Here is a 24,462-nt window from a genome sequence, read left to right on the forward strand (position 1 = left end):
AGTAAGTAAGGACAGCCAGGTGAAGGAGGTATCGATCGGCTGAACTTCGGGCCAGTGTCCAAGGCCCGTCCCCACGCTCACATGCGTCGCTGGCAACGGCGGGGTGTGAAGCTGAGCGTTCAAGCCCAAGGGCGCCTCGGCCATCGAGGAGTCACAGGCGAGGGGAAGGCTGGACGGGCGAACGCGAGTGAACCCCTGACGACGCCCCGTGATTTCAAGGCCGCGCGATGGCATGCAAACGGCGGTCACAGGACCCGGTGCTGTGAGGCATCGAGCGACCCTCAGGAAGCTGAGACCTGGGGGGAGGACACCGCTGGTCCCGGGGTAAAGGGGGCGCCCACCCCAGCCGCGTCTTACTGGTGCGGAACGTGGAAACCCCGTCGAGGTCCAGGTGAAGAGCCTGGTAGGCCGACCGCAAGGAGAGCTGAACTCCCCGGCGGGAGAAGGATGATCTGAGCTGCTCTGGCTTTCCTGGAGTCCTTGATGTCTGGGTTTGTTACGATCCAGACGTAAGGAGAACCACGAGCAGTGCCAGCACCCCGTAAGTACCCCGATGAACTTCGTGAGCGCGCCGTGCGCGAGGTCCGCTCGACGGGTCGGCCCGTCGCTCACGTGGCCCGTGACCTGGGTATCCACAAGGAGGCCCTGCGGTCCTGGGTGCGCCAGGCCGAGGCCGACGCCGGAGAGCGCGACGATCGGCTCACGACCGCAGAGCAGGACGAGCTGAAGGAACTCCGCAAGGAAGTCGCCGAGTTGAGGCGGGCCAACGAGATCCTCAAGGCTGCCAGCGTGTTTTTTGCCCAGGAGATCGACCGTCCCCGGACGAGGCCGAGCAGGTGATCGACCACCTGCGCGACGGCTTTGGGGTCGATCCCGTATGCCGGGTGCTGGAGCTGTCGCCGTCGACGTACTTCGCGCGCAAGCAGCGGCCGAAATCGGCCCGCCGGCTCCGCGACGAGGAACTGATTCCGCTGGTCACAGCGGTGTGGGAGGACTCGGGCCGCACCTACGGGGTCCGCCGCATCACGCGGGCCCTGGTCCGCGCCGGCCACCAGGTCGCGCGGTGCACCGTCGAGCGGCTGATGCGCGAGCTCGGCATCGAGGGCGTGATCCGCGGGCAGCGGCGCCGCACCACCGTCCCGGAGCCGGCGGCACCTCGTCCGCCGGACCTGGTCAACCGCCACTTCGCCGCCCAGCGCCCGAACCAGCTGTGGCTGGCCGACCTGACCTACGTCCGTACCTGGTCGGGCTGGGTCTACGTGGCGTTCGTCCTGGACGCGTACTCCCGCCGGATCGTGGGCTGGCAGGCCGCCACCCACATGCGGACCGACCTGCCGCTGGACGCGTTGGAGATGGCGCTGTGGCGGCAGAAGATCAAGAAGGACGTCGGCCTTATTCATCACAGCGACCGCGGGTCGCAATACGTATCCATTCGCTACACAGAGCGATTGTCCGAGGTTGGTGCCTCAGCGTCCGTGGGCTCCGTCGCAGACTCGTACGACAACGCGATGGCCGAGGCCCTGAACGGCACGTTCAAAGCCGAACTGATCGAACATCAGGGACCGTGGCGGGACTTCGACGAGGTTGAGCGGGCCGTCTTCCAGTGGGTCGCGTGGTACAACGGTGAACGACTCCACTCCGCCCTCGACTACATGCCACCCGACGAGTACGAACAGGCATACTGGGCGAGCCTGGACCAACACCCGCAAGTCGCTTGATCACACGATCGCGGACTACACGAAAGCCGGGGCAGCTCAAGGTACTGGATTGTGGACCGGCACTTCGGCAGGTTCCACCCGTCCAGGCAAGACCGGTGGGTCTTCGGTGACCGCGACAGCGGCGCCTTCCTGCCCAAATTCGCCTGGACCGGAATCGTCCGCCACCAGCTCGTCAAGGGCGGAGCGTCCCCGGACGACCCCGCGCTCGCCGAGTACTGGCAGGACCGCCGCCGCAAGAAGGCGCCACCGCCGATGGACAAGACCAGTCTCGTCCTGGCAGTCCGGCAGCAGGGGCTCTGCCCCCTCTGCAAACAGGCGCTGATCGCCGGAGCCGAGTACGAACCGGACAGCCCACGCGAGTGGATCAACTGGTTCGCGGCCTCGAAGAAGATGCTCCACAAACATCACTTCACCTACCGGCGAGACGGCGGCACGGACGAACGGACCAACCTTCGCCTCGTGCACTCCGAATGCCACCGCCAGCACCACGCTGGCGACCGCGAACGGACCACATCAACCTGCTGACCTGCGAAGCCCTCCGTGGCTTGCTTGAGCCGGATGCCGGGATGACTGGCACGTCCGGTTCTGAGGGGGCCGGGTCACGGCAACGTGATCCGGCTACCCGACTACGACCCGCACACGAACAGGCTCACCGACCAGCTGGTCACGCGGTCGACGGCGACGCCGACCAACGTCGACGAGCAGGCCTACACGTACGACCTGGCCGGGAACCTCACCAAGCAGACCTCGACCCGCCTGGGTTCGTCGAGCTCGGTGGAGACGCAGTGCTTCCGATGCGACACGCTCGACCGGCTGAGCAAGGCGTGGACGGCCACCGACTCGTGCGCCGCCACCCCGACCTCGGCCGCGCACGCGACGGTCGGTGACGGCATCGCGGGCGGGGCGTACTGGACGGAGTGGAGCTTCGACGCGCTGGGCAACCGCACTCAGCAGGTCGAGCACTCCACCACCGGCGGTGCGGACGCCACCACCAACTACACCTACAACGGCAACGGCACGAACCAGCCGCACACGCTGACCTCGACCAACGCCAACACCTCCTACCAGTACGACGCTGCGGGCAACACCACCAAGCGCACCACCCCCTCGGGCGGCACCCAGACCCTGAACTGGGACGACGCCGGCCGGCTGACCTCGGTCAGCGGCGGCACCGCGGGTACCACCAGCTACGTCTACGACGCGAACGGGCAGGTGCTGCTGCAGAAGGACCCCGGCTCCACGGTGCTCTACCTGCCGGGCCAGCAGCTGACGCTGACCGGCACGGTCCTGAGCGGCACGCGGTACTACCCCCTGCCGGGTGGCGGCACCGCCGTCCGCACGGGCACGGCCGGCGGCTCGACGACCTACACGTTCGAGATCCCGGACCAGCACGGCACCGCCGGACTTGCGCTCGACGCGACCGCGCAGAACCCGACCTGGCGCCAGTTCACCCCCTACGGCGCCTCCCGGGGCACCGTCGTGTCCTGGGCCGACAACCGCGGATTCCTCAACGCGCCCGCCAACCCGGCGACCGGCCTCACCTCGCTCGGAGCACGCCAGTACGACCCCTCCATCGGACGCTTCATCAGCGTCGACCCACTCTTCGACCCCAGCGACGCCCAGCAGCTCGGCGGCTACACCTACGCCAGCAGCGACCCCGTGGGCAAGAGCGACCCGACCGGCCTGCGTACGGACCCCGACGGCATCTGGTGCGACACCCACCAGTGCACCCCGGAGGGGAAGGCCAACGCCGACCGGCTCCACGATCAGCAGGACAAGCGCGACAAGGAAATATCGGAGAACCACCAGAAGCACTCGGACCCCGGCGAGCGGGAGAAGTGGCGGAAGGCCAGGATCGCGTGGCTCAAGAGCAAGGACAACCCGATCGTCGGGGCCTATCTGGCGAGGATCAAGGAGATCAACAAGCGCAACTGCCACGGACCGGCCCGTGACGGCTGCGCCTGGGCGAACCTCGCGGACAGCATCCTGTTCGACGAGTACATCGAGGACGCGGCCAACCGGATCGACGAGGGCGCCTTCGTGTTCGACCAGAAGGAGTTCGACATCATGGTCCGCAAGGGCAAGGACTACCGGAAGGGCTTCAACAACCACGAGTACCAGATGGCCTTCGATCTCGCCGCCGGCCCCAACGGGGTGGACGTCATGGCGCATCCCCAGGGCGACGGCAAGCAGTTCGACGCCTACGTCGACGGAGTGCCGTCGGAGTTCAAGGCGGTGGCCGGTACTCCTTCGTCGATAAACAGCGCCCTGAAGAGCGCCAAGGGGAAGGGTGCCGTCCGGCTCTACATCAGGGCGGCGGACAACTCCTCCGCCTCCGACGCCATGAACGTCATGCGCGGCTTCAGGGGAAGCACCGCGGACTACACTGACTACTATGTGTACGCCCGCGGCGACAACGGCGGATGGAACATCAGCGGCAAGGTCGGTGGCCAGCCCAAGTGCAACGGATGGGGATGCTGATGTCGCTCGATGCCTCCGTCTACATCAGGTCGACCACGCGGGAGATCATCCGCGAGGATCGGGTGGTCGAGCTTCTCGGCCTCTCCGAACCGGACGGCCGGGGCTGGCGGGACTGCACCGGGCCGACCGGGCTGGGCTTTGCGGTGAACCTGAGCAGCGATCCGGAGGACGTCCTCGGACCTGCGGTCGGCGAAGTCGGAGTCCCTCTCGACGGTCCGCTGTACTTGCGCCCCTACGAGGTGTACGGGCACGTCACCCTCACCGAACCGGGCTTCCGTGACCGGGCCGAGGCACTGGCTGCGTTCTGTGACGAGGCGCTCTCCCGGCTCCGGTCGGGGGCGCCCTCCGTGGAGTACCTCGCCGTCCTGGACCGCGCCTATCGGTACGACGCCTTCTTCGAAGGCGGGAGCCCCGATCAGGCCGAGATCTGGGTGGCGGGGGCAGGAGAGCCGGTCGGCGACGAGAGCTGGGTGAGGTCGCTGGTGCGTGACGCCAGGACGGAAGCCCCCCTGCAAGTGAAGGTGTTCCGGGACACTCGGGCCCCACTCGACGGGTACGTGCCGGAGGACTTCTTCAGCGGAGTGGAAGGCGTGGCGGCCCTCTCTCTCCGCGGCTCCGGGGCCGAGACCTCGGACGCCTACCGGAAGCTGGTCTCCGTGCTGCGCCTGCGCGAGTCGGAATTCGAGCTCGCCCTGGTCGAGGCCCGCCGGATCAAGCACTACCGCTGCATCGCGGGAGACTGATCGAAGGTTCTGAGACGGCAGTCGGCCGGGATCCTGCGGGATCCCGGCCGCCTTTTTCGTTGCGTCGGCCATCGGGCGCTTCGTCCCTGACTCCGAAGGTCGGGTTCCGCGCCAGGTCGGGGTGGTCCCGCCGGTGAGGCGGCGGGTCATGAGGCCGATCATGGCGACGTGGACCATGGCTTCTGAGCGGGCCGGTAAGGCTTCGTAGCCGCGGGTCGGTCGCCGGTTGGTGATACGACGGCACCGCCGAGCGCATCCACGACGCCCTGCGAGGCAAGGTCGGTGAAGCCGACGGGCCGCGACGCGGAGCCGAGCACGGGGGCTGATCGGCTCGCAGTCCGTGTCCCCGAGCGGGCGGTGCTGCTGCGCAAGGCGGCCGCCCCGGAGTGACGGCCGGCCGGGTGCGCAGCCGTCCTGCTTGCGCCTCGGCCGGTCAGCCTCGCGGTGGATGTCACGCGGCCGGGGCCCGCTCCGTGTACGGATGTGGACCTTGTTAATATGCCCTGCTTGGCACAGCCCCATCTAATCCTTGGATCATTGATGTCACTGCCTCTCAGCCCCACGCAACGAACCCAGCGGCTGGACTCCCTCACCGGCCTCCGATGGTTCGCGGCGCTGGCGGTGTTCATCTACCACAGCGGGCAGATATGCAAGGTCCCCTATATCGGGGACTACACCCTCTACGGAGACTCGGGGGTGGCGTTCTTCTTCGTGCTGTCGGGCTTCGTGCTGGCCTGGTCGTTCTCCGACGAGACCACGATGCGGGTGTTCTACTGGCGCCGGCTGGTACGCATCTGGCCCGCCCTGGTGGTGAGCGTGGCCTTCGCCTACGTGGCGCTGCACCAGGTGTGGTCGGTCGCCCGCCAGGACGTGTTCCTCGCCGTGAGCCTGCTGCAGGCATGGCATCCCAACGTGCTGCTGACCGGCAACCCGGTGTCCTGGTCGCTGTCGGCGGAGGCGTTCTTCTACCTGATCTTCCCCTTCGTCATCCGCCCCATCATCAAGTCCAAGCCGGTCGTCCTGGCCGCGCTGGCCGCGCTGCTGGTCGGCCTGGACCTGGGCTTCCGCAAGTGGGCGTTCGACTACTATCTCCCGCACCACAACGACACCTTCCACCTCTTGGTGGTGCTGCGCATTCCGCCGTACCGGGTGCTGGAGTTCCTGCTCGGCATCGTGGTGGCAGCCGCGATGCTCAGGGGCTGGCGGCCGCGCATTCCGATGAGCGTCGCGCTGCTGCTGGTCGCGGCCGACGTCTACGCCATCAAGTGGGCCATGGAGCAGCAACTGCTCGGAATGTTCTGGTGGAACCAGCTGATGACCCCGGCCTTCGCGGTGCTCATCATCTCCGCCGCGGGGCGAGACCTCGCCGGAAAGCGCTCCGTGTTCCGTTCCCGCTCGCTGGTGGCGCTGGGGACCTGGTCGTACGCCTTCTACCTGATCCACCTCACCGTGATGAAGTGGCTGGAGCCCCACGTCAAGATGGTGCCGGGCCAGCACTGGCGCAACCTGGTGCCCCTGTGGACCTTCCTGTCCGTGGCGGTCGTGCTGTCGTGGCTCTGCTACCACTTCATCGAGCATCCCGCGGACAAGTGGCTGCGGCGGATCGGCCCGAAGAACCCCCGCCGCCCTGCCGCGCACGCGGTGGGCGTGCCGACCCCGGGCCCGCTGTCCGAACCTCCGATCGCCACCCCGGTGGCCCAGGGGGCAGCCGCAGGAGGCCAGTAGACCCTCAGCCAGCCGCACGCCCTGCACCACGACAGCCGACAGGCCGGTACGGCGGTCACAAGAATCCAGGAACGGCAGGAGCTGCAGGCAGCCGCGCCAGGAGCGTCCACCGGCTCATCGGGCAGCCCGGGTATCCACCACCGCCTGCCGGCACGTGAGCACGTGCCGGCAGGCGGTGGCGTGAGTGGACGGGGCCGCCGAAGCACACCGCGCGGTCTGCCACCGGGCCCCGCCCCAGGCCGTCCCGCCACCGACGGTCTTCCACCGGCTCTTGGTCTGAAGTGCCTGCATGCCCATCAGCGGGGCGAGGTCATGAGGTATGGAGAATGTCCGGTGGAAGTGATCGGAACGAGCCGGGAGACGGATGTCCTCCGCGGCTTGGTGACCGACTCCGTGACGGGGTACGAACCGTCGGGCTATGCCGACTGGTGCTGGATCCTCCACGCGATCTGGGAGCTGGACGACGAGGGGCGTCGTGTTCGCTGGGTCCGTTGGGCGGACCTCGTCTCCGGGGCGGGTCGGGACCTGAGCCAGTGGGGTCAGACGCTCTCCACGAGGGTTTTCGAGGGCATTCCGACGGAGGGGATGACGAGGCCGGAGACGGTCGCGCCGGATCGCGACAGCTTGACCGGCTTGATCGAGATTCTCGCGCGGTTCAGCCCTGACGGCCTGGACACCGGGTGTTTCTGGGCGCAGTCTCCGTTGGAGAACATCGGCGAAGCGGTCGAGCTGCGGCGAGGCCCGCTCGGCGAGGCGGTCCCGTTGCGGGACGGAATCGGCTCCGCCGGCTTTCCGTGCTCGTTTCCTGTCAACTGGTGGCCCGCTGACCGGTCGTGGTTCGTGTATTCGGACAGCGATCTCTCCGCGACCGAGGTCCACGGTTCGAAGGAGCTCATCGCGGCGATCCTGGCGGATTCCTCGTTCGAGGCGGTGCGGTACCCGCACGTCTCGGAGCCCGAGGTTTCCGCCCCCGAGTCGGCTCGACTGATCTCTGAACCCAAAAACCCCGGTGGGCCTGCCATCGGCGGGCCCACAGCTCGCACTGTTCGAGCTCACCGCCGCGCGCTTCCCAGGACGCACCGCGCCGGACGGCGAGGCGATGCTCCTGGAAGACCAGGCCCGCCGCCGCTGGAACCGCTCCGCGATCCGTTGTGGCCTGGCTGCCCTCGGCCGGGGCCTGAGCCCGTACGGTCTCAGGGGCGTTTCAAAGTCCTGGTGATCACGCGAGTCCGCAGGTCGTGGCGGTGCGAGGGGTGCGGCCTGGGCCGTCACGAATGCATCGAAGCTTCGGTTGAACGGGGTGACCTTCCCAAGTCGTCCTGAACCACTGGAGCTTCGATGTGCCGCCAGTCTGCCACCATCTGCTTGACCAAGTCGCCCTCGCTGGGCGATGTGTCGGGATTGTCGCTGGTGGAACGGCTGCGGGTGCTGCCCGATCCGCGTCGGCGTCGAGGGGTCCGTCACCCGTGCGTGGCGGTGCTGCTGGTCGCCGCCTCGGCGGTGGTCGCCGGAGCGCGCTCGTATGCGGCCATTGGCCAGTGGTCCGCGAACGCCCCGCAGCACGCCCTGGCCCGCCTCGGTGCCCGGGCCGTGGGCGCGTTGGGCGTGCGGATCGCACCGAGTGCCGCCACGATCCGGCGGGTCGTCGCCCTGGTCTGCCCCGGCGGCCTGGCCGACCTGACCGGCGCCGATCCCGCCGGCTCGGACTCGGTGGCCGTGGACGGCAAGGCCACCCGCGGCTCCCGGCACGGCACCTCACCCGCCGCCCACCTGCCGGCCGCGATGACCAGCGACGGCCGCACCGTCACGCAGCTGCGGGTTCCCGGCAAGACCAATGAAATCACCTGCTTCGCCGCGCTGTTGGAGCCCTTCGACCTGGCCGGGGTCACCGTCACGGCCGACGCCCTGCACACCCAGCGCGCCCACGCGCGCTTCCTGGTCGAAGAGAAGAAGGCCCACTACCTGCTGGTGGTCAAGGCCAACCAACCCGAACTCCACCGCTGGCTGCGGTCGCTGCCGTGGAAGGACGTCACCGCACGCCGCTACGACCGCGAGATCGGCCATGGCCGCAGGGAGACCCGCGTGACCAGGGCTCTCACCGTCACCGATCTCGGCCTGGACTTCCCCCATGCCGCCCAGGCCGTTCGCGTCCTGCGCCACCGCACCGACCTCAAGACCGGCGTGGTCAGCCGCCAGACCGTCTACGCGATCACCGACCTGACCTCACAGGAAGCCTCGCCCCAGCGACTCGGCCGGCTCGCCAGGTCGCAGTGGACCATCGAGAACCGGCTCCACTTCGTCCGCGACGCCACCTTCGCCGAGGACTCCTCGAAGATCCGTACCGGCCGCGGCCCGGAGAACATGGCGACCCTGCGCAACCTCGCGATCAACATCCTCCGCGCCGCCGGGCACCGCAACATCGCCGCCGGTATCCGACACGCCTCCTACGCGCCCTTCACCCGCCCGCTCGACCTGCCGGGCATCATCTGACCAGCGCGATTACAAGATCACAGGACTTTGCAACGGCCCTGGGGAAACAAGGCAAGCGCGGGAATCGACGCGCGACGAAGTGAGAAGCAACTGCCGGCTCCCGGCTGCGCGGAGTGCGGGGCCGGGCTGCGCTCCACCGGGCTGGGCCGGCACCCGGTCTACTGCGGCCGCTCCTGCTCCTCCAGGGCCTACCGCCGCCGCCGCGAGATGCACCAGCAGGACGCCGTCGCGGATGCCCTCATTGCCTCGCGCGTCGAAACAAGCGACACCGGAGCGGCGGGCGACGACCGGTTCCTGGAGCTCGCCGTCGCTGTCTAGCGTAGTGCCGCCCGGTTCCTCGAGCGCCTGGAGCAGGCCCGTCGCGGCGAGGGCGATGATCCGCGCTGTATCCAGGCGCTGGCCATGCTGGAGACGCAGCTGGAGGGTGCCGCCCAGCGGATCCTGCGCCAGGCCGGCTACCTGCGCTACGAGATGGCCACCGCGCGGCTGCGCGCCGAGCGTGGCGCCGCCGGCGCTCCGGCCGCCGAGCTCACTTCCTCGCGCGTCGAAACTGCAGCTCTGCCCGGCGCCGCCCCGACGGCCGGCACGGGCGCTGCGCACCTTGTTCCGTCGCGCGTCGAATCACCCGCCACGGGCGGCGACCCCTCTCCGGCTGTCGAGCGGGGCGGCCCGTTCCTTGTTCTGTTGCGCGTCGAATCATCCGCTGTCGGCGAGACGCCGGTCGCCGAACTCATTTCCTCGCGCGTTGAATCGCCCGCTTCCGGCGAGGCGCCGGAAGCGGAGCTCACTTCCTCGCGCGTCGAATCGAGTCGTCCTCGACTTCGACACCGCACCCGCAACGGCTGGCGCTGCTCTGGCAGCAACCGCCCCCGCGGCGCGCTCCGGTGTTCGCGCACCCGCCGGTCCGCAGGACGCCGTGTCGTGGGACAGCGGTGCCCGCTGCGGTCCCGGCGGTTCCCGGGCAGCTGCGCCTGGCGCTCGCCGCCGACTGCACCGCCACCTCTCCGGCCGCCCGCGGCCTCGGCCACCCGACCTCCACCTGGACCGTCCCCGACACCGACCTCCTGGTCGAGGGCTGGGACTGCGAGCCCGGCGTGTACGCGGTACACCGGACCGACCGGGTCCTGTTCGGCTGGATCGCCCAGGACACCGGCGGCGGCTGGGCCACCAACATCCAGGGCCGCCAAGTCGTCGACGCCACCGACCGCCGGCCCTGGCTCTCCCGGGACGCCCCCCACGCCATCTCCCTGCTGCGCGCCGCTCTCGACCGGCTGGCCACCTGAGCCACCGCCACCGCCATCGCCTGCGGCCGACGGCCCCGGTGGCCGGGCGGCCGCATCGTGCGAGGTGTCTTGTCGGACGCCGTGCCGGGCGCCGTGCCGGGCGCCGTGCCGGACGCCGTGCCGGGCGCCGTGCCGGGCGCCGTGTGGGGTGTCTTGTCGGTTGTCCTGTTGTGCGCCTGCCGATTCGCCCCGGGGCGCTTACCCGGCGCGTGGCTGCAGTCGGGCTCGCTGGAATGGGTGGGGCCTGGTCAGAGCCAGCCTTTGTGGGTGGCTTTGATGCCGGCTTCGAAGCGGCTGGTGGCGTCGAGGCGTTCCATGATGGAGGCCATGTGGCGGCGGACGGTGCGGGTGGAGATGCCGAGGCGTTGGCCGGCGGTGTCGTCGGTGGCTCCGGTGCCGAGCAGGCGCAGGAGGTGGCGTTCGGTGGGGGTGAGTCCGGTGTCGGGGTCGCCGGGTTGGGTGGCGCCGAGGGGGATGGCGGTGTTCCAGGCTTGTTCGAAGAGGTCGGTGAGGGCGGTGAGGATTCCGGGTTCGGTGATGTGGAGGGCGCCTTTTCGGTTGTCGGTGGGGTCGATGGGGACAAGTGCCTGGGCGCGGTCGGTGATGATGAGTCGTTGGGGGATGGTGGGGGCGGTGCGGACTTCGCCGCCGTGGCTGAGGAGCCAGTGGGCGTAGGCGGCGGTGTGGGGCTGGTGGCGGGTGGCGTCCTGGTAGAGGGTGCGCATGGCCACGCCGCGGGCGAGGGCTTCGGTGTCGGCGGGGCGGGAGGCGTGGAGGTCTTCGGGGTGCTGGTTGCCGGGCTGGACGGCGAGGACTTCGAAGGTGGCTGTGCGGCCCATGTGTTCGAGGCGGGCGTGGATGGCGTCCATGCCGAGGAGGCGTTCGCCGTGGGTGGCGCGGTGTTCGGCGCGGTCGGCGACCATGCGGGTGACCGCGGCGCGTGATGCGGCGAGGGCGGCCTGGCGGGCGGCGAGGTCGGCCTCCTGGCGGGCGACCATGTCGGCGAGTCCGATGGCGGGGTCGACGGCACGCATCTGCCCGGGGCGGTCGGCGGAGGCGCGTACGAGCATGAGTGCGCCGAGTTCGTCGAGGCTGTCGTGGACCTGTACGGGGGTGAGTGTGCAGCGGGCGGCCAGGGCGTCGACGCCGTCCTGCGGGTGGTCGAGCATGGCGCGGTAGACCGCTGCTGCCGTGGTCGACAGGCCGAGTGCTTCAAGCATGGGATCCCCCCGGATCGACGTGACGGTGTCGGCATCCTTTCAGTACGACCGATTCCCATCAAGATCTTTAATTTGCGCTTCGTCGCAGTTCAGGGGGTATGTCGATGAATTCTGGCGTGTGTGCATATCGCCCTGAATGGCCTCTGGTGGGCGCAGGAATAGGCAAGGACTTTCCGGGATACTTCTTGGCGTGTCCTTGTCATGATGTCCGGATGGGGACTGGCCGGTTGGTGACGCCCTGGATCTCTTTCGCCTGTCCGGGGCGGGCGGCGAAGCTAGTGATCGCCGCCAGGGAGACAGCCCGGAGCGGCAGCCGGACAAGGCGTCAACCGCGGGACGCCTCACCGGGAACCGACCACCGTTCTTCGAATTGGCCAGAGGACTCCTGACATGATCCGTATCGCCCGGGCCGCCGCGGTCGCCGCTCTCTCCCTGACCGCCGCGCTCACCGCGACCGTGGCGGCCACTGCGCCCAGCACGAACGTCTCGACCACCGTGGTGGCCGGCGACAGCCTCGGTTGGGGCGGCTGACCCCGCTCGTGGACCTCGTCTACGCCAGCCTTCAGCGCAGGCGCCCCGGGCCCGGCTCGAGCGGCGAGAAGGCCGAACTCCTCGCCGCCCTGTGGGCGCACGCCCTGCCCGACGACGGACTCCAACACGCCACCGCACGCGTCGTCGAGCCGGATCGGGTCGATCTCCTGCTCTACCTCCTCAGGCCCGGCCCCACGGCCGACCCGGCGCCGCCGGCCGCGGCCGCGTACGCCCTGATCGCCCGCAGCCACCGGGCTTCGCCCCTGCTGCGCCGGCGCTACCTGACGCCGGTACCACCGCCCGGCCGCTGACCTCGCACCACCTGCCTGCGAGCCGGCTCCAGGCCGCGCCGACCCGACCGCTGTTCCTGCAGGACAGCCGTCCGCCCCGCGCACGCCCTGCCCGCCCGGCGCATCACCTTCTTCCGGCATCCCGATGCCACTGCCGCCCGCCTCTGTCACAGGAGATTCCGCCATGCCTTCTGCCAGCTCCAAGATCGCCCGCTTCGCCCTGGCCGCCGCCATCACCGCCTCGGGAGCGATCGCCACCACGACGTTCACCGCCACCGCCGCCCACGCCGCCTCCTCCGTCGGCGGCCAGATCACCCGCTCGGAGGTCATCGCCCGTGCCCAGTACTGGTACGGACAGAATCTCATCTACGACCAGGGTGGCTCGGCCCCGGACTCCTCCGGAACCATGTACCGGACTGACTGCGGCGGGTACGTGGACATGGCCTGGCACCTGGCCGGCGGAAGCAACGGCCCGAACACCGACGGCCTGGTTGCGTACTCCACCGAGATCGCGCGCAGTGACCTGAAGCCGGGCGACATCCTCGACAGCCCCGCGCACGTCGTCCTGTTCGACCACTGGGACGACAGCAACCACACCACGTTCTCCTACTACTCGTTCGGCTCCACGCCCCTCAAGCACGTCAGCGGAGCCTCCTTCAACGACGACATGCTGAGCAGCCACAAGATGAGCACCTACACGGCCCGCCGCTACAACAAGATCGTCGACTCCGCGTCGTCGGTGGGTGTGTTCCGGCCGTCGAATGCGACGTTCTATCTGAGCAATGGTGGTTACGCGTCGTTCGGTGCGAACGGTGATGTGCCGTTGTCGGGTGACTGGAACGGGGACGGGAAGGACACGTTCGGTGTGTACCGGCCGTCGGACCAGAAGTTCTACCTGACCGACAACAACTCGACCGCGGTGAAGCAGCCGAAGTACGGGAACCCGGGCGATGTGCCGCTGGTGGGGGACTGGAACGGTGACGGTGTCGACAGCATCGGTGTGTACCGGCCGTCGGACCAGACGTTCTACCTGACCAACGACGACAACGCGACCGAGGTGTACCACGTCAAGCTGGGCGTCCTGGGCGACAAGCCGATCGTGGGCGACTGGAACGGCGACGGGAAGGACACCGTCGGGATCTACCGGCCGTCGGACCAGACCTTCGCGATGACGGACTCCACCACCGGCGGCACCACGACCACCCACAACTTCAAGTACGGCAACCCGGGTGACGCTCCGATCAAGGGCGACTGGGACGGCGACGGCCGTGACGAGGTCGGCGTCTACCGCGCCCAGTACTCCGACTTCATCGAGGCGACCTTCGACGGCGGCGGCGTCTACAGCAGCCCCCGCTACGGCGTGAACGGCGACATCCCCGTCATCGGCCAGTGGTAACCCAGTCCCCCTCGTGAAGCGCGCGGCGGCACCACCGCCGCTGCGCGCTCCCTCCTGCCCCGCGCCCCGACCAGCCTTCCGCAGAGGACCCGCTGATGATCCGCAAGAAGACCCGCACCGCTGCCGCCGCCGCTGTGGCCCTCGGCATCGCCACCACCGCACTCGCCATCTGCGCCGGCCCCGCCCAAGCAGCGTCCGTCGCCACCTGGGACAAGGTCGCCCAGTGCGAGAGCAGCGGCAACTGGGCCGCCAACACCGGCAACGCCCACTACGGCGGTCTGCAGTTCGACCTCCCCACCTGGCAGGGCTACGGGGGCACCCAGTACGCCGCCTACCCCCACCAGGCGACCAAGCAGCAGCAGATCCTCATAGCGGAGAAGGTCCTCAACGGCCCGCAGGGCTACCATGCCTGGGAGTGCTGGCCGAACACCGGCCTCGACACCGACCGCACCAACCCCTATCCGGCCGCCGCGTCGTCGGTGGGTGTGTTCCGGCCGTCGAATGCGACGTTCTATCTGAGCAATGGTGGTTACGCGTCGTTCGGTGCGAACGGTGATGTGCCGTTGTCGGGTGACTGGAACGGGGACGGGAAGGACACGTTCGGTGTGTACCGGCCGTCGGACCAGAAGTTCTACCTGACCGACAACAACTCGACCGCGGTGAAGCAGCCGAAGTACGGGAACCCGGGCGATGTGCCGCTGGTGGGGGACTGGAACGGTGACGGTGTCGACAGCATCGGTGTGTACCGGCCGTCGGACCAGACGTTCTACCTGACCAACGACGACAACGCGACCGAGGTGTACCACGTCAAGCTGGGCGTCCTGGGCGACAAGCCGATCGTGGGCGACTGGAACGGCGACGGGAAGGACACCGTCGGGATCTACCGGCCGTCGGACCAGACCTTCGCGATGACGGACTCCACCACCGGCGGCACCACGACCACCCACAACTTCAAGTACGGCAACCCGGGTGACGCTCCGATCAAGGGCGACTGGGACGGCGACGGCCGTGACGAGGTCGGCGTCTACCGCGCCCAGTACTCCGACTTCATCGAGGCGACCTTCGACGGCGGCGGCGTCTACAGCAGCCCCCGCTACGGCGTGAACGGCGACATCCCCGTCATCGGCCAGTGGTAACCGAACCAACCTGAAACGCCAGCCGGACTCCCGAGAAGACACGGTAGGCCCAGGCTTCGAAAGCGCAGCCAAAGCTGTCCGTACGCCCCGCTCGGGCTGCCGATCGGATCGATGGGCGGCCTCCGTGTCGCCAGCAATGAAATTCCCGGCCACCTTCATGAGGCCGGGAATTTCATTGTCCATCCATGAATTCCCGACAGCGCCCGAGGAGGGTCGGAACGCCACGCGGCCCGGTTCCGGCCGTGCATCGGCGCGTGAGGCATCGATCGTGCGTCCGCCGACTTTGATCGCGTGGCATCCGCCGGTGGCGTCGAGGTGCCCGGCCCTCGCGGCGACCTGCTGGACGCCGGCCTCGGTCGCGACGACCGCCGGGTGCCCGCCGCCGAGCCGCCGGGGGCATGGAACTCCCCGCCTCGCGCGAGGCGGGGAGGCTTCTCGGTGTCGACAGCGTCGATATGTTGAATTCGTCGTGCGAGGCATGGGATGGGGTCCCGGGGACTCGCGTGGTGCCTCGCGCGTGTCATTGAACCTCTTTCATCCTGTCCCGGCGGGGTGAAATGGCTGGTCAGAACAGGTGGAGTAACAGGCGAGGCTCCTGGTCGTTGCGCTGGTGTTCTCTACGCACCGCGCTTCGCCCGAGGAGCCTCGCTTGGTCTCGTATCCTGCCATGCTCGATGTCCCGCACGAGCTCGTTGAGCACGTCTCGTGGCTGATCTACGCCCGAAGGCGTGAACTGCATTCGCGTTGGCGGCGCTTGAGCTGCTTCAAGCAGGCCCTGCTCACCCTGGCCCATCTTCGGAAGAACGAGACCCTCGCACAGTTGGGAGCCGGCTTCGGGGTGTCGCAGGCGACCGCCTGGCGGTACGTCGACGAGACCGTCGAGCTTCTGGCCGCCTGGGCACCGGGCCTGCGCGAGGCGCTGGTGGGTCTGGGTGAGGGCGACTTCGTGATCGTCGACGGAACGCTGATCCCGACCGACCGGATCGCCGCGGACGAGCCGTACTACTCGCAGAAGCACCGGAAGCACGGGATGAACGTGCAGGTCCTCGCCACTCCGGACGGCACGCCGTTGTGGTTCTCCCGAGCTCTGCCCGGCCGCACCCACGATCTCACCGCCGCCCGAGCCCACGGCATCGTCCAGGCCTGCCTGACCCGGCAGATCCTGGTTCTCGCCGACCGCGCCTACCAGGGCGCCGGCGCGACCGTCCGCACTCCCTACTACCGCCACGACGAACTGCCCGAACACTACAAGCAGTACAACCGCGACCATGCCCGGCTCAGGGCACCCGGTGAACGCGCCTTCGCCCGACTCAAGTCATGGCGGATCTTCCGCAAAGCCCGCTGTTCGACCAACCGCATCGGCCCGCTCGTCGCTGCCGTCCACACCCTCCTCAGCTGCGAAAACTCAAGATGAAAGAGGTTCATTGAGCGTTTTCAGCGCGGGCACCGATCGGGTGACGGCTGGGTGACGTCAGCGGGCAGCGAAACGAGCGAGGCTCTCCGGCGGTTGAGTGAGATGTCTGACGTCTCAACTCGGTGGCCGGAGAGCCTCGTTGGTTGTCTATCCTGCATCACTTGACCTGCCGCACGCGCTGGTGGAGTGGGTCACCATGCTGATTGTCACCCGTGAGGGTGACCGGCGCTGCAAGCTCCGGCCGTCGCAACGCGCGATCGTCGCGCTGGTGTACCTGCGCAAGCACGACACGCTCGCGCAGATCGCGGCCGGGTTCGGGATCAGCGTGGGTACGGCCCACGCCTACGTTCGTGCGGTGACCGGGCATCTCGCCCGCAAGGCGCCGGGGCTGACCCGGGCCCTTCGCGAGACGGACGGGGCATACGTACTGGTCGACGGCACCCTGGCCGAGTGCGACCGGGTCGGCGACGGCCGTGCCGATTACAGCGGCAAGCACCGCCGCCACGGCGTGAACCTGCAGGTCATCACCAATCCCGTTGGCAAGCTCGCGTGGATCTCACGACCGCTGCCGGGCCGAATCCACGACCTGACCGCGGCCCGGCACCACCGGATCGTCGAGACCTGCGCCCGGCTGCGGATCCCGGCGCTCGCGGATCTGGCCTATACCGGAGCCGGCCCAGGCGTCGCCGTTCCGGTTCGCCGCCGGCCCAAACGCGAGCTGACCGCGAAGGAGAGGTCCCTGAACAAGGCCCATGCCAGGCTCCGCTGTCCGGTCGAGCGCGGCGTCGCCACCCTCAAGCATTGGCGCATCTTCCGACACGCCCGCTGCAGCCCCAACTGGCTCACGTCAGCCGCCAGGGCGGTCCTCACCCTGGAGAGGCAACGCTGAAAATGCTCATTGAGCGTTTTCAGGGCGGCCACCGATCGGGTGACGGCCAGCGGTCGTGGGCCGGGGAGAAACGGACAGAGCTCCCGGGCGGTTGAGTGAGACATCCGATGGGGATAGCGGTCAAGCCGCGATGGCAAGTTCGAGCTTGGGAGGGGCCGGAAAGGCGGTGCTCTCGCTGTAGAGCGTGCCGGTCGCCAGGCAGTGGTGGAGGCAGCCGAGGAAACGGTTGTAGAGGTTGCGCTGGGCGGAGCTGTGGCGGTCTCCGGCCTTGCGGCAGCGGTCGTAGTGGGCTCGCGCACTGGGCGAGGCGGTGAGCGAGGCGAAGGCCCAGACGTAGCCGGCTGCGGCCAGGCGTTGGTTCTTGACCCGGCGGACCATGACCGCGTGGCTCTTGCCGGAGGCGCGGGTGACGGGCGCCGATCCGGCGTAGGCCTTGAGTGCCTTGGCGTCGGCGAAGCGGGTGCGGTCGTCGCCGATCTCGGCGAGGACCCGGGTGCTGTTCGAACAGCTCGACCGAGGCCTCGGCAAGGTCGTCCGCAGCGGCGCAGGCGGCCTCGCCGACCGGATACCCGCCGCGGCCGACCGCCTGGAAAACATCGCCCACACCCCGGGGCCGCGCCGCGAACGTGCGGGAGCCCTGCTCACCCTGGCCGACTGGGGACGGGACACCGCAGCACTGCTCACCGACGAGGACCCGGCGGTGCGCACCTGCGCCGCGCTCGGCACCGCCGGCCCGTCGGCGGTCGACCATCTGCTGGCCGCGCTTGCCGACCCCGGTGCGGTGGACGGCTGGTTCGACGAGCCGTTGCCGCAGATGGACGGCTGGTTCCGCTTCACCGTACTGGACGGGCTCCTCGAGCGCGCCGAGAGCTTCGAGCGGGTCCTTCCCGCCGCGCTCGCTCTCGTCCCGCTGTGCAGCCAGTACACCGTCGACCGGGACTGGGGCCCGCTGCTCGCCCTCGCCTTCCGAGAGTCCTACATGGCCGAAGCCGGCCTGACACCGCCGCAGAGCGCCTTCCTGACCGCCTTGGTGAAACACGAGCCCTGTTGGGGGACGATCGCCAACCGGGATACCTGGCTGCGCGCAGCCGGGCTGCCCGCGGACCGCGAGGAACTCCGAGTCCTCGTGCAGACTGCGGGGGAGTAGGAGCGCCTTTGGGGGCGGTGTTTCCCGCCGTCTGGGCCGGGCCGAGCAGTCGCACACCCGCGAGCAGCACCACCGGCCCGGCTGCCGGATGCCCGGCGCGGTTGCGTGGGGAGAACCGGTGCTGTCCCGGCACGCGCTGGGTGGTCATATGTGGCGTTTCGGCAGATCAGCCCCGGTATTGCCCTTCTGTCCTGACACTTGGTCGACGTCACCGCTGGGCCCTACAGTGCGCGCATGAATCTCCGTACCAAGAAGACGTCGGCTGCCCTGCTCAAAGGCGCGATCGTGCTCACCGGCGTGGCCCTCTACCGCGCGGCCAGAGGCTGGCAGCTCGAGGCCGATCCGGTCTTCTTCGTCTTCGTAGTCCTGTTCCTGGGAAGCGTCGGGTACACGTGGTGGTGGTACGGGGACTCTCCCAAGGCGGTGGCTGTACGGGCGAACGCAGAGGCCAAGAAGGCCGCCCGGCAGCAGTTGGGGTGAGCGCGCCCCGGCTCTCTTGTTCACCCGCATCCGCTTGTCACAAGCGTCCGTTTCGACCACGCCACTCCCCGGGATTCTCAGAACAGACTCCGGCGCGTGCGGCCTTGCGCGTTCGGGCGGGCTACGGGCCGCGGCTTTTCCTGCCGTGAGGGCCGGGTGATTCGGCCAGAGGGGGACATTGCGGCTGTCATGGTCGTGTCGGGGCTCGAATCGGTGATGGCGCGGACAGGGGGCCTGAGCGGGGACCGCGTGGATGTGGGGTGGTTGATCGGCGTGTGACCAGGCGGGATACCTTGACCTGCTCGTTCGCGGCAGTCAACCATTGTGTTGGTAGTGGCACTGCGGGGTGGCCCGGCATGTCACCATCTCGGTCGGCTGTGTCAGCCACCTGCGCGTCCTGGGCGTCGCGGGCCGCAAGACCGCGGCCCTGGCCGGGTCGCTTCGTGTGTCGGCTCTTCGGCTTCCACGGTGTCGGCATCTCCGCCACCGGCAGGCACACCAAACGCCGGTGTCGACGGGCGTGGACCATCAGAGGGGAACGAGTGACCGTGTCCGAGCAGTGTCCGCAGTGCGGAGGAACAGACAGCACCCTCAGGGCACGCCAGGCCTACGAGGGTGATCCGCCCGCTGTCGAAGTGGCCCCGCCGGCCGCGCCGCCGGTGACCGAGATCGCCACGGCCGAGCCCCGTTGGAACCCCGCCACGCGGACGGTGGCGCTGATCGTCGGCGGGTATCTGGCAGTCGCCCTGGTGGCGGTCCTGGTCGCCGATGCCACCGGGGTGGGTGTGGGGGCGGTGCTGGCCGGTGTGCCGCTGCCCGGTCTCGGGTTCTGGGTGGTGCTTCATCTGGCGCGTGGCCGGGATCCGCTGCCCGCTGCCAACGCGGAGCAGGTGTCCTTCCACAAGGTCATCTGGACCCGGCGGATGCAGGTGTGGGAGCACGCCTGGTTCTGCTCGGCCTGCCGGGTGGCGTTCTGGCCCGCCGGGGCGTTGAAGCCCACCTTCCCGGCCTCGCCGGCTGTGCCACCGCACGAGTTCCCGCTGATGGTCGCCACGATGGCCGACCGGGCCTACGCGCAGGCCTGACGTCCCGCCAGGCCCTCCTGGTGGGAACGAGCGTGCAGCGGGCTGCGCCGCGGTCGCGCCTACCGTCAGGACACCACCGGCGTGGGAGCAAACGCTGCTGTGGCATTGCACCCGGTCCGTGCTTCCGCTGGTGGGCGGGGAGCCGTGCGGTTCGCTCGAAGGCCTGCAAGTACGCCGCCGAGCGGATGCGCCGACCGTGGGACGCCGTCGCCGCTGCGCTCCCCTTCGCCAATCGGGACCTGCAGGGGTCTGTCTGCCGCAGGCCCGGCCCGGTCATGGCCCCCCCCGAGCGCTCGTATCCGTTCGGCGGCGGCTTGGTCGAGTAAGCCCAGGTGAGCCGCTGCTCGTCCGCCTCAGACACGGTGCGGCCCCGCCCACCTGTGGTGGGCGGGGCCGTATTGGGGAGTGGCCGGGTGGTCAGCTGGTGTAGAGGTTGGTGACCTGGGCGGGGGTGAGTGGGTAGGGGTAGGTGCGGACGTCGCTGACGGCTCCGTGGGTGACGTTGGAGGGGGGGTAGTTGGCGGCGGCGTCGGCGCCGATGGTGACGGGGCCGGTGGCGTTCCAGGGGGTGGGGTTGTAGGCGGAGCCTGCGTAGGTGCCGTTGACGTAGAGCGTCATGACGTGGGAGGCGGCGTCGTAAGTGCCTACGAGGTGGGTCCAGGTGTCCAGGGTGGGCGGGGTGAGCTGGAATGCCGCGTTGTAGACGCCGGTGTTGGCGTGGTCGTCGCCGGGGGCGACGAACGCCCAGGCGCTGTAGGACCGGGAGTACTGGAGGTAGTAGGAGCCGCGTTCGTTGCCGTTCTGGGTGACGAAGGTTTCCCAGTTGTTGGTGTCGGAGAGCTTCACCCAGGCGGAGACGGAGTAGCTCTTGCTGGTGTCGACGGCGGGTGCGGCGGTCTTGAAGTAGTTGCCGTTGATGACGGCTGCGCCGTTGGCGGTGCCCTTGTGGTCGGTGGTGAAGGTGGGTGTGTTGGGGTTGCTGATGCCGGTGGCGGGGTTGGCGCCGGTGGTGTCGGTGGCCTTGCCGTTGGTGTAGGTGGCGCTGGTGAGGGGCCACTGGTTCGCGCCGGCGGCGGTGGTCAGGCCGGTGGGGATGGGGGTGGTGTTGTCGTACGTCCAGGTGGGGGCCTGGGCGGTGCCGGTGAGCTTTCCGGTCAGGATGTGGATGTCACCGGTGGTGGTGATGGCCCACAGGGTGGGGTTGCCGTTGCCGGTCAGGTCGCTGTCGGAGCCGATGCGGGGGTAGGTCGTCGCGGAGACGGTGCCGCTGACCGCAGTGGTGGCGATGCCCGTGATCACGTCGTAGGTGATGGTGCTGCCGAAGGGGTCCTGGACGCTGTCGGTGCCGGTGGTGAAGGTGATCTGGGAGAGGGCGCCGGTGGAGCGGTTGCGGGCCCAGATGCCGGGGTGGCCCTGCTTGGCCCAGTCTCCGGCGGAGATGAGGTCGACGTTCAGCCAGCCGGTCGCGGCGATCCGGATCGGGTGGCCGAGCTTGGTGTCCTCCGTGGCCGGGTAGTACCAGAGCGACCCGTCGGTGCCGGCTGCGTTCTTCTCCACGGTCAGCAGACCGGTGCGGTTCTTGAAGTTCTTGGCGGGTGTCAGGTCGGTCGCGGTGGGGTCGCCGAGGGCAGCGATGGAGAGGGTGTTCGCCCAGTCCGTGTTGTTGTGGCCGGTGCAGTCCGGGGTCAGCGTGGTGACCGTGCAGGCGGGCCGGGCCAGGGTCTCCCAGCTGCCGAGGACGCCGACAGGCTTGTTGTTGCCTGGGTTCCTGTAGAGGTACAGCACAGCGTCGCTGTCCTTGTGGACGATGACGTCGTCGACGTGGGTGCCGCCGCGCAGGCTGCCTCGGTGGGTGATCCGGTAGTCGACCTGCGTGGGGTCCGTGCCCCAGGAGGTGCGGTTGGGGGCATCGGCAGGACCTGCGGTGAGGGTGCTGGTCGCGCTGGTCGCGATCGGGTTGCCCGGGACGGTGTAGGAGCGAAGGTTGCCGGCACTGTCCGGGGCGAGGATGTCGGGGACGCCGTCGCCGGTCATGTCACCGAACACCGGCGCGGGGCCGGCCGGGTTCCACGGCACGTAGAACGCGTACGGCGCGATGGGGGAGAGGTTGCCGGCGTTGTCCTTGGCCTGGACGTAGAGCCTGTTGGTGCCCCACTGGGTCGGGGTGATGCCGATCTGACTGCTGGGGCGCGCCGCGCCGCACTGCCAGGCGGCACCGGCGAGCTGCGGGTCGTAGCTCCAGCGCAGGCAGGCCAGGCCGGAGGTGTAGAGACCGCTGGGGTTCGGGTCCGTGGCGGTGAAGGGGACGCTGCCGCTCTTGCCGACGGACAGGGTGGTGGTCTGGCCGTTGCCGGCCGGGGGGAACTGGGTGGCGGGGTCGCTTACCGTGGTGGGGAAGGTGACGGTGGGCGGGGTGAGGTCGGCCTTGAAGTGGCAGGTCGGCGTGGAGGCGGACCAGGACACGCCGGGGAGCTGGTCGGTGGCCATGATGCTGAAGCCGTAGGAGTGGCCGTCTGTGATGACGCCCGCCGGCACGGAGTACGGAGCGTTGCTGCCACTGGCGACCAGCGGTGACAGGCCGCCGGCAACGTCCGGCATACCTGACTTCTGGTAGTCCCAGATGTGCGACCAGGAATACAGCTGGCTCTGGGCGGGGCTGGAGACGGTCGCGTTCAGGACGGTGCCGCCGGCCTGGTTGGCTCCCGTGCCGACCCAGGCCCAGTTGTTGGCGTTGTCGTCCGCGCAGGCCTGGTAGGTCTGGCCGGTGCCGGCGATCTGCGGCGTCGGCGAGACACCAGGGTTGGTGGGGGTGTTGGGCACGCGGTCGTACTTGATGGACAGGGACGGCTGCGGGGTGAAGCGCTTGAAGCCGTTCGCGTCGGTCTCGTTGCCGTACAGGCCGAACGTCAGCTGCCCGTTGTTGGTGTACTGCTGGAGAGTGCCCGTGATGTTGTAGCTGAAGGAGAGGTTGCTGGAGCACCCGGAGCGGCCAGAGCCGCCGAGGTCAAGGGTGCCAAGAGCGCTGCCAATCTGAGGAGGCTGGTTGTTCCAGTTCGTCTGATCGCTGATCGCACCGGTGTGGTAGAGGCTGACCGGGTATTTGGTAGTGCAGGACCAGTTCGCGGAGACGGTCTGCTGAAGGTCCAGCGACGCCGCGTTGACGACCGCGCCGCTCAGGGCGCTGATGTCGAACTGGTAGAACGTGCGGTACTTCGACGTGGGCGAGCAGCTGCCGCCCGCTGCGTAGGTTCCGCAGAAGCCGACGCCCGGGTAGTCGCTGCTGTCGCTTCCCGAGCGCCTCCAGTTCGAGGTCATCGTGGGGTAGGCGGACTGGACCCAGGTCCAGGAGCTCGCCGACGGAGCCCACGCGAGCCAGTCCGGGTCGATGTAGTACGGGGCCGTACCGGTGGCCAGGAGGTTCTGGTCGGGTGTCAGCGTGACACCTGCGGTGTCGGCGGTCACCGGCATGACGGCGGTCTTGGCGGCCGCGCTGGGCACGTCGGCCGTGCTGACGGCCGGCACGGCCTCGTCGGCGGTCTCGTCGGCCGTGGTGGCCTGGGTGAACGAGGCCTTCGTCGCCGTCGCCCCGCTGGCGGCGGCCGGGGCAGTGTCGGTGGTGGAGCTGTCCCACATGCGGGGCGCGGACGCGGTCCACCGAGGCTTGCCGTCAGCAGCCTTGGCGATGAGTCCGCCGCCGGCATCCTTGCTCACAGTGACGCCGTCCGCCTCGGTACCGAAGCGCAGGCTCTTCAGCACCGGGCTCGCCGCGGCGGCCTGCGTCTTGACGACAAAAACCGTCGTGACACCGCCGAGCTTGCTGACCGTGGCCTTGAGATCGATGTCAGGCGCGACCTCGGGGTAGACCAGGCCGTCGCCGTCCTCGTCGATCCGAGGCGTAGTCAGGGTGAACGGAACGGTCAGGGACAGGCCCTTGCCGTCCGCACTGGTCATCGTGGCGAGCTTCGTGCCGCCGCCCTTGGACAGGCTCACGCCCGTGGCCGACGCCTTCGGCGAGAACGAACCGTCGGCGTTCACCACCAGGTGGTCGTCGAGCGCGACCCACGAGGACCCGCGCTTGACCCGCTGCTGATCGGGATGGGTCCGCAGACCCAGGTGCCCGTCAGGGGTAGCCGCAGTCTCGCTGAACTCTGTGGTCAGCGACTCGACCGGCACCTCCTGACCACTCTCCTTCGCCTTCGCGATCGCCTGCTCGACCTCACCGGCCGGCGGCTTCTGCTGCGCCCGTTCCGCGTCGATCGCGGCGATCTCACTCGCCGACGGGAACGTCTGGGCGGCGGCTGGCACGGCTGTGCCGAGCAGGGCGACGACGGCGGCGAAGGCGCCGCCGGCGGCTGTCAGGCGTTGTGCGGCGGGCCGGCCGCGGCGGCGTCTGGTCACAGAAGAAACTCCCACGTACTGATGCGCCCTCAACAT

At 69.1% G+C, this 24,462-nt stretch carries 20 protein-coding genes and 2 pseudogenes; 17 read left to right on the forward strand and 5 right to left on the reverse strand.

What is annotated here, in order from left to right:
- The first annotated feature begins 528 nt into the window (after positions 1–528).
- The 4 genes from ABEB06_RS38975 to ABEB06_RS38990 all read left to right on the forward strand — a co-directional run bounded on the left by ABEB06_RS38975 (position 529) and on the right by ABEB06_RS38990 (position 4,942).
- Positions 529–1,718 (forward strand): IS3 family transposase gene (locus ABEB06_RS38975; protein ID WP_345701690.1). Its coding sequence is split into 2 segments (ribosomal slippage): positions 529–793 and positions 793–1,718, totalling 1,191 coding nucleotides; the frame shifts between segments, so codons are not numbered across the junction.
- Between the two features lie 51 nt (positions 1,719–1,769).
- Positions 1,770–2,243 carry an HNH endonuclease gene (locus tag ABEB06_RS38980; RefSeq protein WP_345701691.1) on the forward strand — a complete coding sequence of 158 codons (474 nt, stop codon included), beginning with the start codon at positions 1,770–1,772 and terminating at the stop codon, positions 2,241–2,243.
- A gap of 84 nt (positions 2,244–2,327) precedes the next feature.
- Positions 2,328–4,199 carry an RHS repeat domain-containing protein gene (locus tag ABEB06_RS38985; RefSeq protein WP_345701692.1) on the forward strand — a complete coding sequence of 624 codons (1,872 nt, stop codon included), beginning with the start codon at positions 2,328–2,330 and terminating at the stop codon, positions 4,197–4,199.
- The gene (locus ABEB06_RS38990) at positions 4,142–4,942 is read left to right on the forward strand and encodes a hypothetical protein (RefSeq protein WP_345702128.1); all 801 of its coding nucleotides are present in this window, start codon (positions 4,142–4,144) and stop codon (positions 4,940–4,942) included. Before ABEB06_RS38985 ends, ABEB06_RS38990 begins: the two co-directional genes overlap by 58 nt.
- 102 nt (positions 4,943–5,044) lie before the next feature.
- On the opposite strand, the pseudogene ABEB06_RS38995 reads toward ABEB06_RS38990, so the two are convergent.
- Positions 5,045–5,167, reverse strand: a pseudogene (locus ABEB06_RS38995) (IS5 family transposase); the annotation flags it as partial.
- A gap of 315 nt (positions 5,168–5,482) precedes the next feature.
- On the opposite strand from ABEB06_RS38995, the gene ABEB06_RS39000 reads away from it, so the two are divergent.
- The gene (locus ABEB06_RS39000; protein ID WP_345701693.1) at positions 5,483–6,667 is read left to right on the forward strand and encodes an acyltransferase family protein; all 1,185 of its coding nucleotides are present in this window, start codon (positions 5,483–5,485) and stop codon (positions 6,665–6,667) included.
- A 539-nt stretch (positions 6,668–7,206) separates the two neighbouring features.
- Here the strand turns inward: ABEB06_RS39000 and ABEB06_RS39005 are convergent.
- A complete protein-coding gene (locus ABEB06_RS39005) occupies positions 7,207–7,563 on the reverse strand; it encodes a hypothetical protein (RefSeq protein ID WP_345701694.1) in 357 nt (118 codons plus the stop codon).
- A gap of 113 nt (positions 7,564–7,676) precedes the next feature.
- Here ABEB06_RS39005 and ABEB06_RS39010 point away from each other — a divergent pair, with 113 nt between their 5' ends.
- From ABEB06_RS39010 to ABEB06_RS39020, 3 genes are all read left to right on the forward strand, one after another.
- Positions 7,677–7,886 (forward strand): DUF6596 domain-containing protein, encoded by a 210-nt coding sequence (locus ABEB06_RS39010; RefSeq protein ID WP_345701695.1) that lies wholly within the window; start codon positions 7,677–7,679, stop codon positions 7,884–7,886.
- A gap of 146 nt (positions 7,887–8,032) precedes the next feature.
- Positions 8,033–9,157, forward strand: coding sequence for an ISAs1 family transposase (locus ABEB06_RS39015; RefSeq protein ID WP_345701696.1), 1,125 nt, complete (start codon positions 8,033–8,035; stop codon positions 9,155–9,157).
- 932 nt (positions 9,158–10,089) lie between these two features.
- Positions 10,090–10,440: a hypothetical protein gene (locus ABEB06_RS39020; protein ID WP_345694677.1), complete on the forward strand. Its 351-nt coding sequence runs from the start codon at positions 10,090–10,092 to the stop codon at positions 10,438–10,440.
- Between the two features lie 248 nt (positions 10,441–10,688).
- Here ABEB06_RS39020 and ABEB06_RS39025 read toward each other — a convergent pair whose 3' ends face one another.
- Complete coding sequence (locus ABEB06_RS39025) at positions 10,689–11,660, reverse strand: LuxR C-terminal-related transcriptional regulator (RefSeq protein ID WP_345694676.1); 972 nt, start codon at positions 11,658–11,660, stop codon at positions 10,689–10,691.
- A gap of 390 nt (positions 11,661–12,050) precedes the next feature.
- Here ABEB06_RS39025 and ABEB06_RS39030 point away from each other — a divergent pair, with 390 nt between their 5' ends.
- From ABEB06_RS39030 to ABEB06_RS39055, 6 genes are all read left to right on the forward strand, one after another.
- Positions 12,051–12,191, forward strand: coding sequence for a hypothetical protein (locus ABEB06_RS39030; RefSeq protein ID WP_345694675.1), 141 nt, complete (start codon positions 12,051–12,053; stop codon positions 12,189–12,191).
- 8 nt (positions 12,192–12,199) lie between these two features.
- Positions 12,200–12,502, forward strand: coding sequence for a hypothetical protein (locus ABEB06_RS39035; RefSeq protein WP_345694674.1), 303 nt, complete (start codon positions 12,200–12,202; stop codon positions 12,500–12,502).
- Positions 12,503–12,665: 163 nt separating this feature from the next.
- The gene (locus ABEB06_RS39040; RefSeq protein WP_345694673.1) at positions 12,666–13,877 is read left to right on the forward strand and encodes an NlpC/P60 family protein; all 1,212 of its coding nucleotides are present in this window, start codon (positions 12,666–12,668) and stop codon (positions 13,875–13,877) included.
- 95 nt (positions 13,878–13,972) lie between these two features.
- Positions 13,973–15,013, forward strand: coding sequence for a transglycosylase family protein (locus ABEB06_RS39045; RefSeq protein WP_345694672.1), 1,041 nt, complete (start codon positions 13,973–13,975; stop codon positions 15,011–15,013).
- Between the two features lie 649 nt (positions 15,014–15,662).
- Positions 15,663–16,427: a transposase family protein gene (locus ABEB06_RS39050; RefSeq protein WP_425559557.1), complete on the forward strand. Its 765-nt coding sequence runs from the start codon at positions 15,663–15,665 to the stop codon at positions 16,425–16,427.
- Positions 16,428–16,566: 139 nt separating this feature from the next.
- Positions 16,567–17,316, forward strand: coding sequence for a transposase family protein (locus tag ABEB06_RS39055; protein ID WP_345694664.1), 750 nt, complete (start codon positions 16,567–16,569; stop codon positions 17,314–17,316).
- A gap of 120 nt (positions 17,317–17,436) precedes the next feature.
- On the opposite strand, the pseudogene ABEB06_RS39060 reads toward ABEB06_RS39055, so the two are convergent.
- A pseudogene (locus tag ABEB06_RS39060) lies at positions 17,437–17,872 on the reverse strand (transposase); the annotation flags it as partial.
- Between ABEB06_RS39060 and ABEB06_RS39065 the strand changes: the two are divergent.
- From ABEB06_RS39065 to ABEB06_RS39075, 3 genes are all read left to right on the forward strand, one after another.
- Entirely contained in the window at positions 17,810–18,463 is a 654-nt protein-coding gene (locus tag ABEB06_RS39065) for a hypothetical protein (protein ID WP_345702118.1), read from the forward strand. The pseudogene ABEB06_RS39060 and the gene ABEB06_RS39065 overlap by 63 nt on opposite strands.
- Before the next feature lie 234 nt (positions 18,464–18,697).
- On the forward strand, positions 18,698–18,943 hold the full coding sequence (locus ABEB06_RS39070) for a hypothetical protein (RefSeq protein ID WP_345694670.1): 246 nt from the start codon (positions 18,698–18,700) through the stop codon (positions 18,941–18,943).
- A gap of 659 nt (positions 18,944–19,602) precedes the next feature.
- Positions 19,603–20,028, forward strand: coding sequence for a hypothetical protein (locus tag ABEB06_RS39075; RefSeq protein ID WP_345694669.1), 426 nt, complete (start codon positions 19,603–19,605; stop codon positions 20,026–20,028).
- A 417-nt stretch (positions 20,029–20,445) separates the two neighbouring features.
- Here the strand turns inward: ABEB06_RS39075 and ABEB06_RS39080 are convergent, their stop codons facing one another.
- A complete protein-coding gene (locus ABEB06_RS39080; protein WP_345694668.1) occupies positions 20,446–24,426 on the reverse strand; it encodes a LamG-like jellyroll fold domain-containing protein in 3,981 nt (1,326 codons plus the stop codon).
- Positions 24,427–24,462: the final 36 nt, after the last annotated feature.

Origin of the sequence: Kitasatospora terrestris (genome assembly GCF_039542905.1) — a bacterium.
GTDB classification, from domain to species: domain Bacteria; phylum Actinomycetota; class Actinomycetes; order Streptomycetales; family Streptomycetaceae; genus Kitasatospora; species Kitasatospora terrestris.

What these genes read in the sequence shown, in the direction of transcription:
- ABEB06_RS39040 (WP_345694673.1), top strand. Translation starts at nt 12,666, where the DNA reads ATGCCTTCTGCCAGCTCCAAGATCGCCCGCTTCGCCCTGGCCGCCGCC.
- ABEB06_RS39070 (WP_345694670.1), top strand. Translation starts at nt 18,698, where the DNA reads ATGAATCTCCGTACCAAGAAGACGTCGGCTGCCCTGCTCAAAGGCGCG.
- ABEB06_RS39045 (WP_345694672.1), top strand. Translation starts at nt 13,973, where the DNA reads ATGATCCGCAAGAAGACCCGCACCGCTGCCGCCGCCGCTGTGGCCCTC.
- ABEB06_RS39000 (WP_345701693.1), top strand. Translation starts at nt 5,483, where the DNA reads ATGTCACTGCCTCTCAGCCCCACGCAACGAACCCAGCGGCTGGACTCC.
- ABEB06_RS38990 (WP_345702128.1), top strand. Translation starts at nt 4,142, where the DNA reads ATGGAACATCAGCGGCAAGGTCGGTGGCCAGCCCAAGTGCAACGGATG.
- ABEB06_RS39025 (WP_345694676.1), bottom strand. Translation starts at nt 11,660, where the DNA reads ATGCTTGAAGCACTCGGCCTGTCGACCACGGCAGCAGCGGTCTACCGC.
- ABEB06_RS39030 (WP_345694675.1), top strand. Translation starts at nt 12,051, where the DNA reads ATGATCCGTATCGCCCGGGCCGCCGCGGTCGCCGCTCTCTCCCTGACC.
- ABEB06_RS39005 (WP_345701694.1), bottom strand. Translation starts at nt 7,563, where the DNA reads ATGAGCTCCTTCGAACCGTGGACCTCGGTCGCGGAGAGATCGCTGTCC.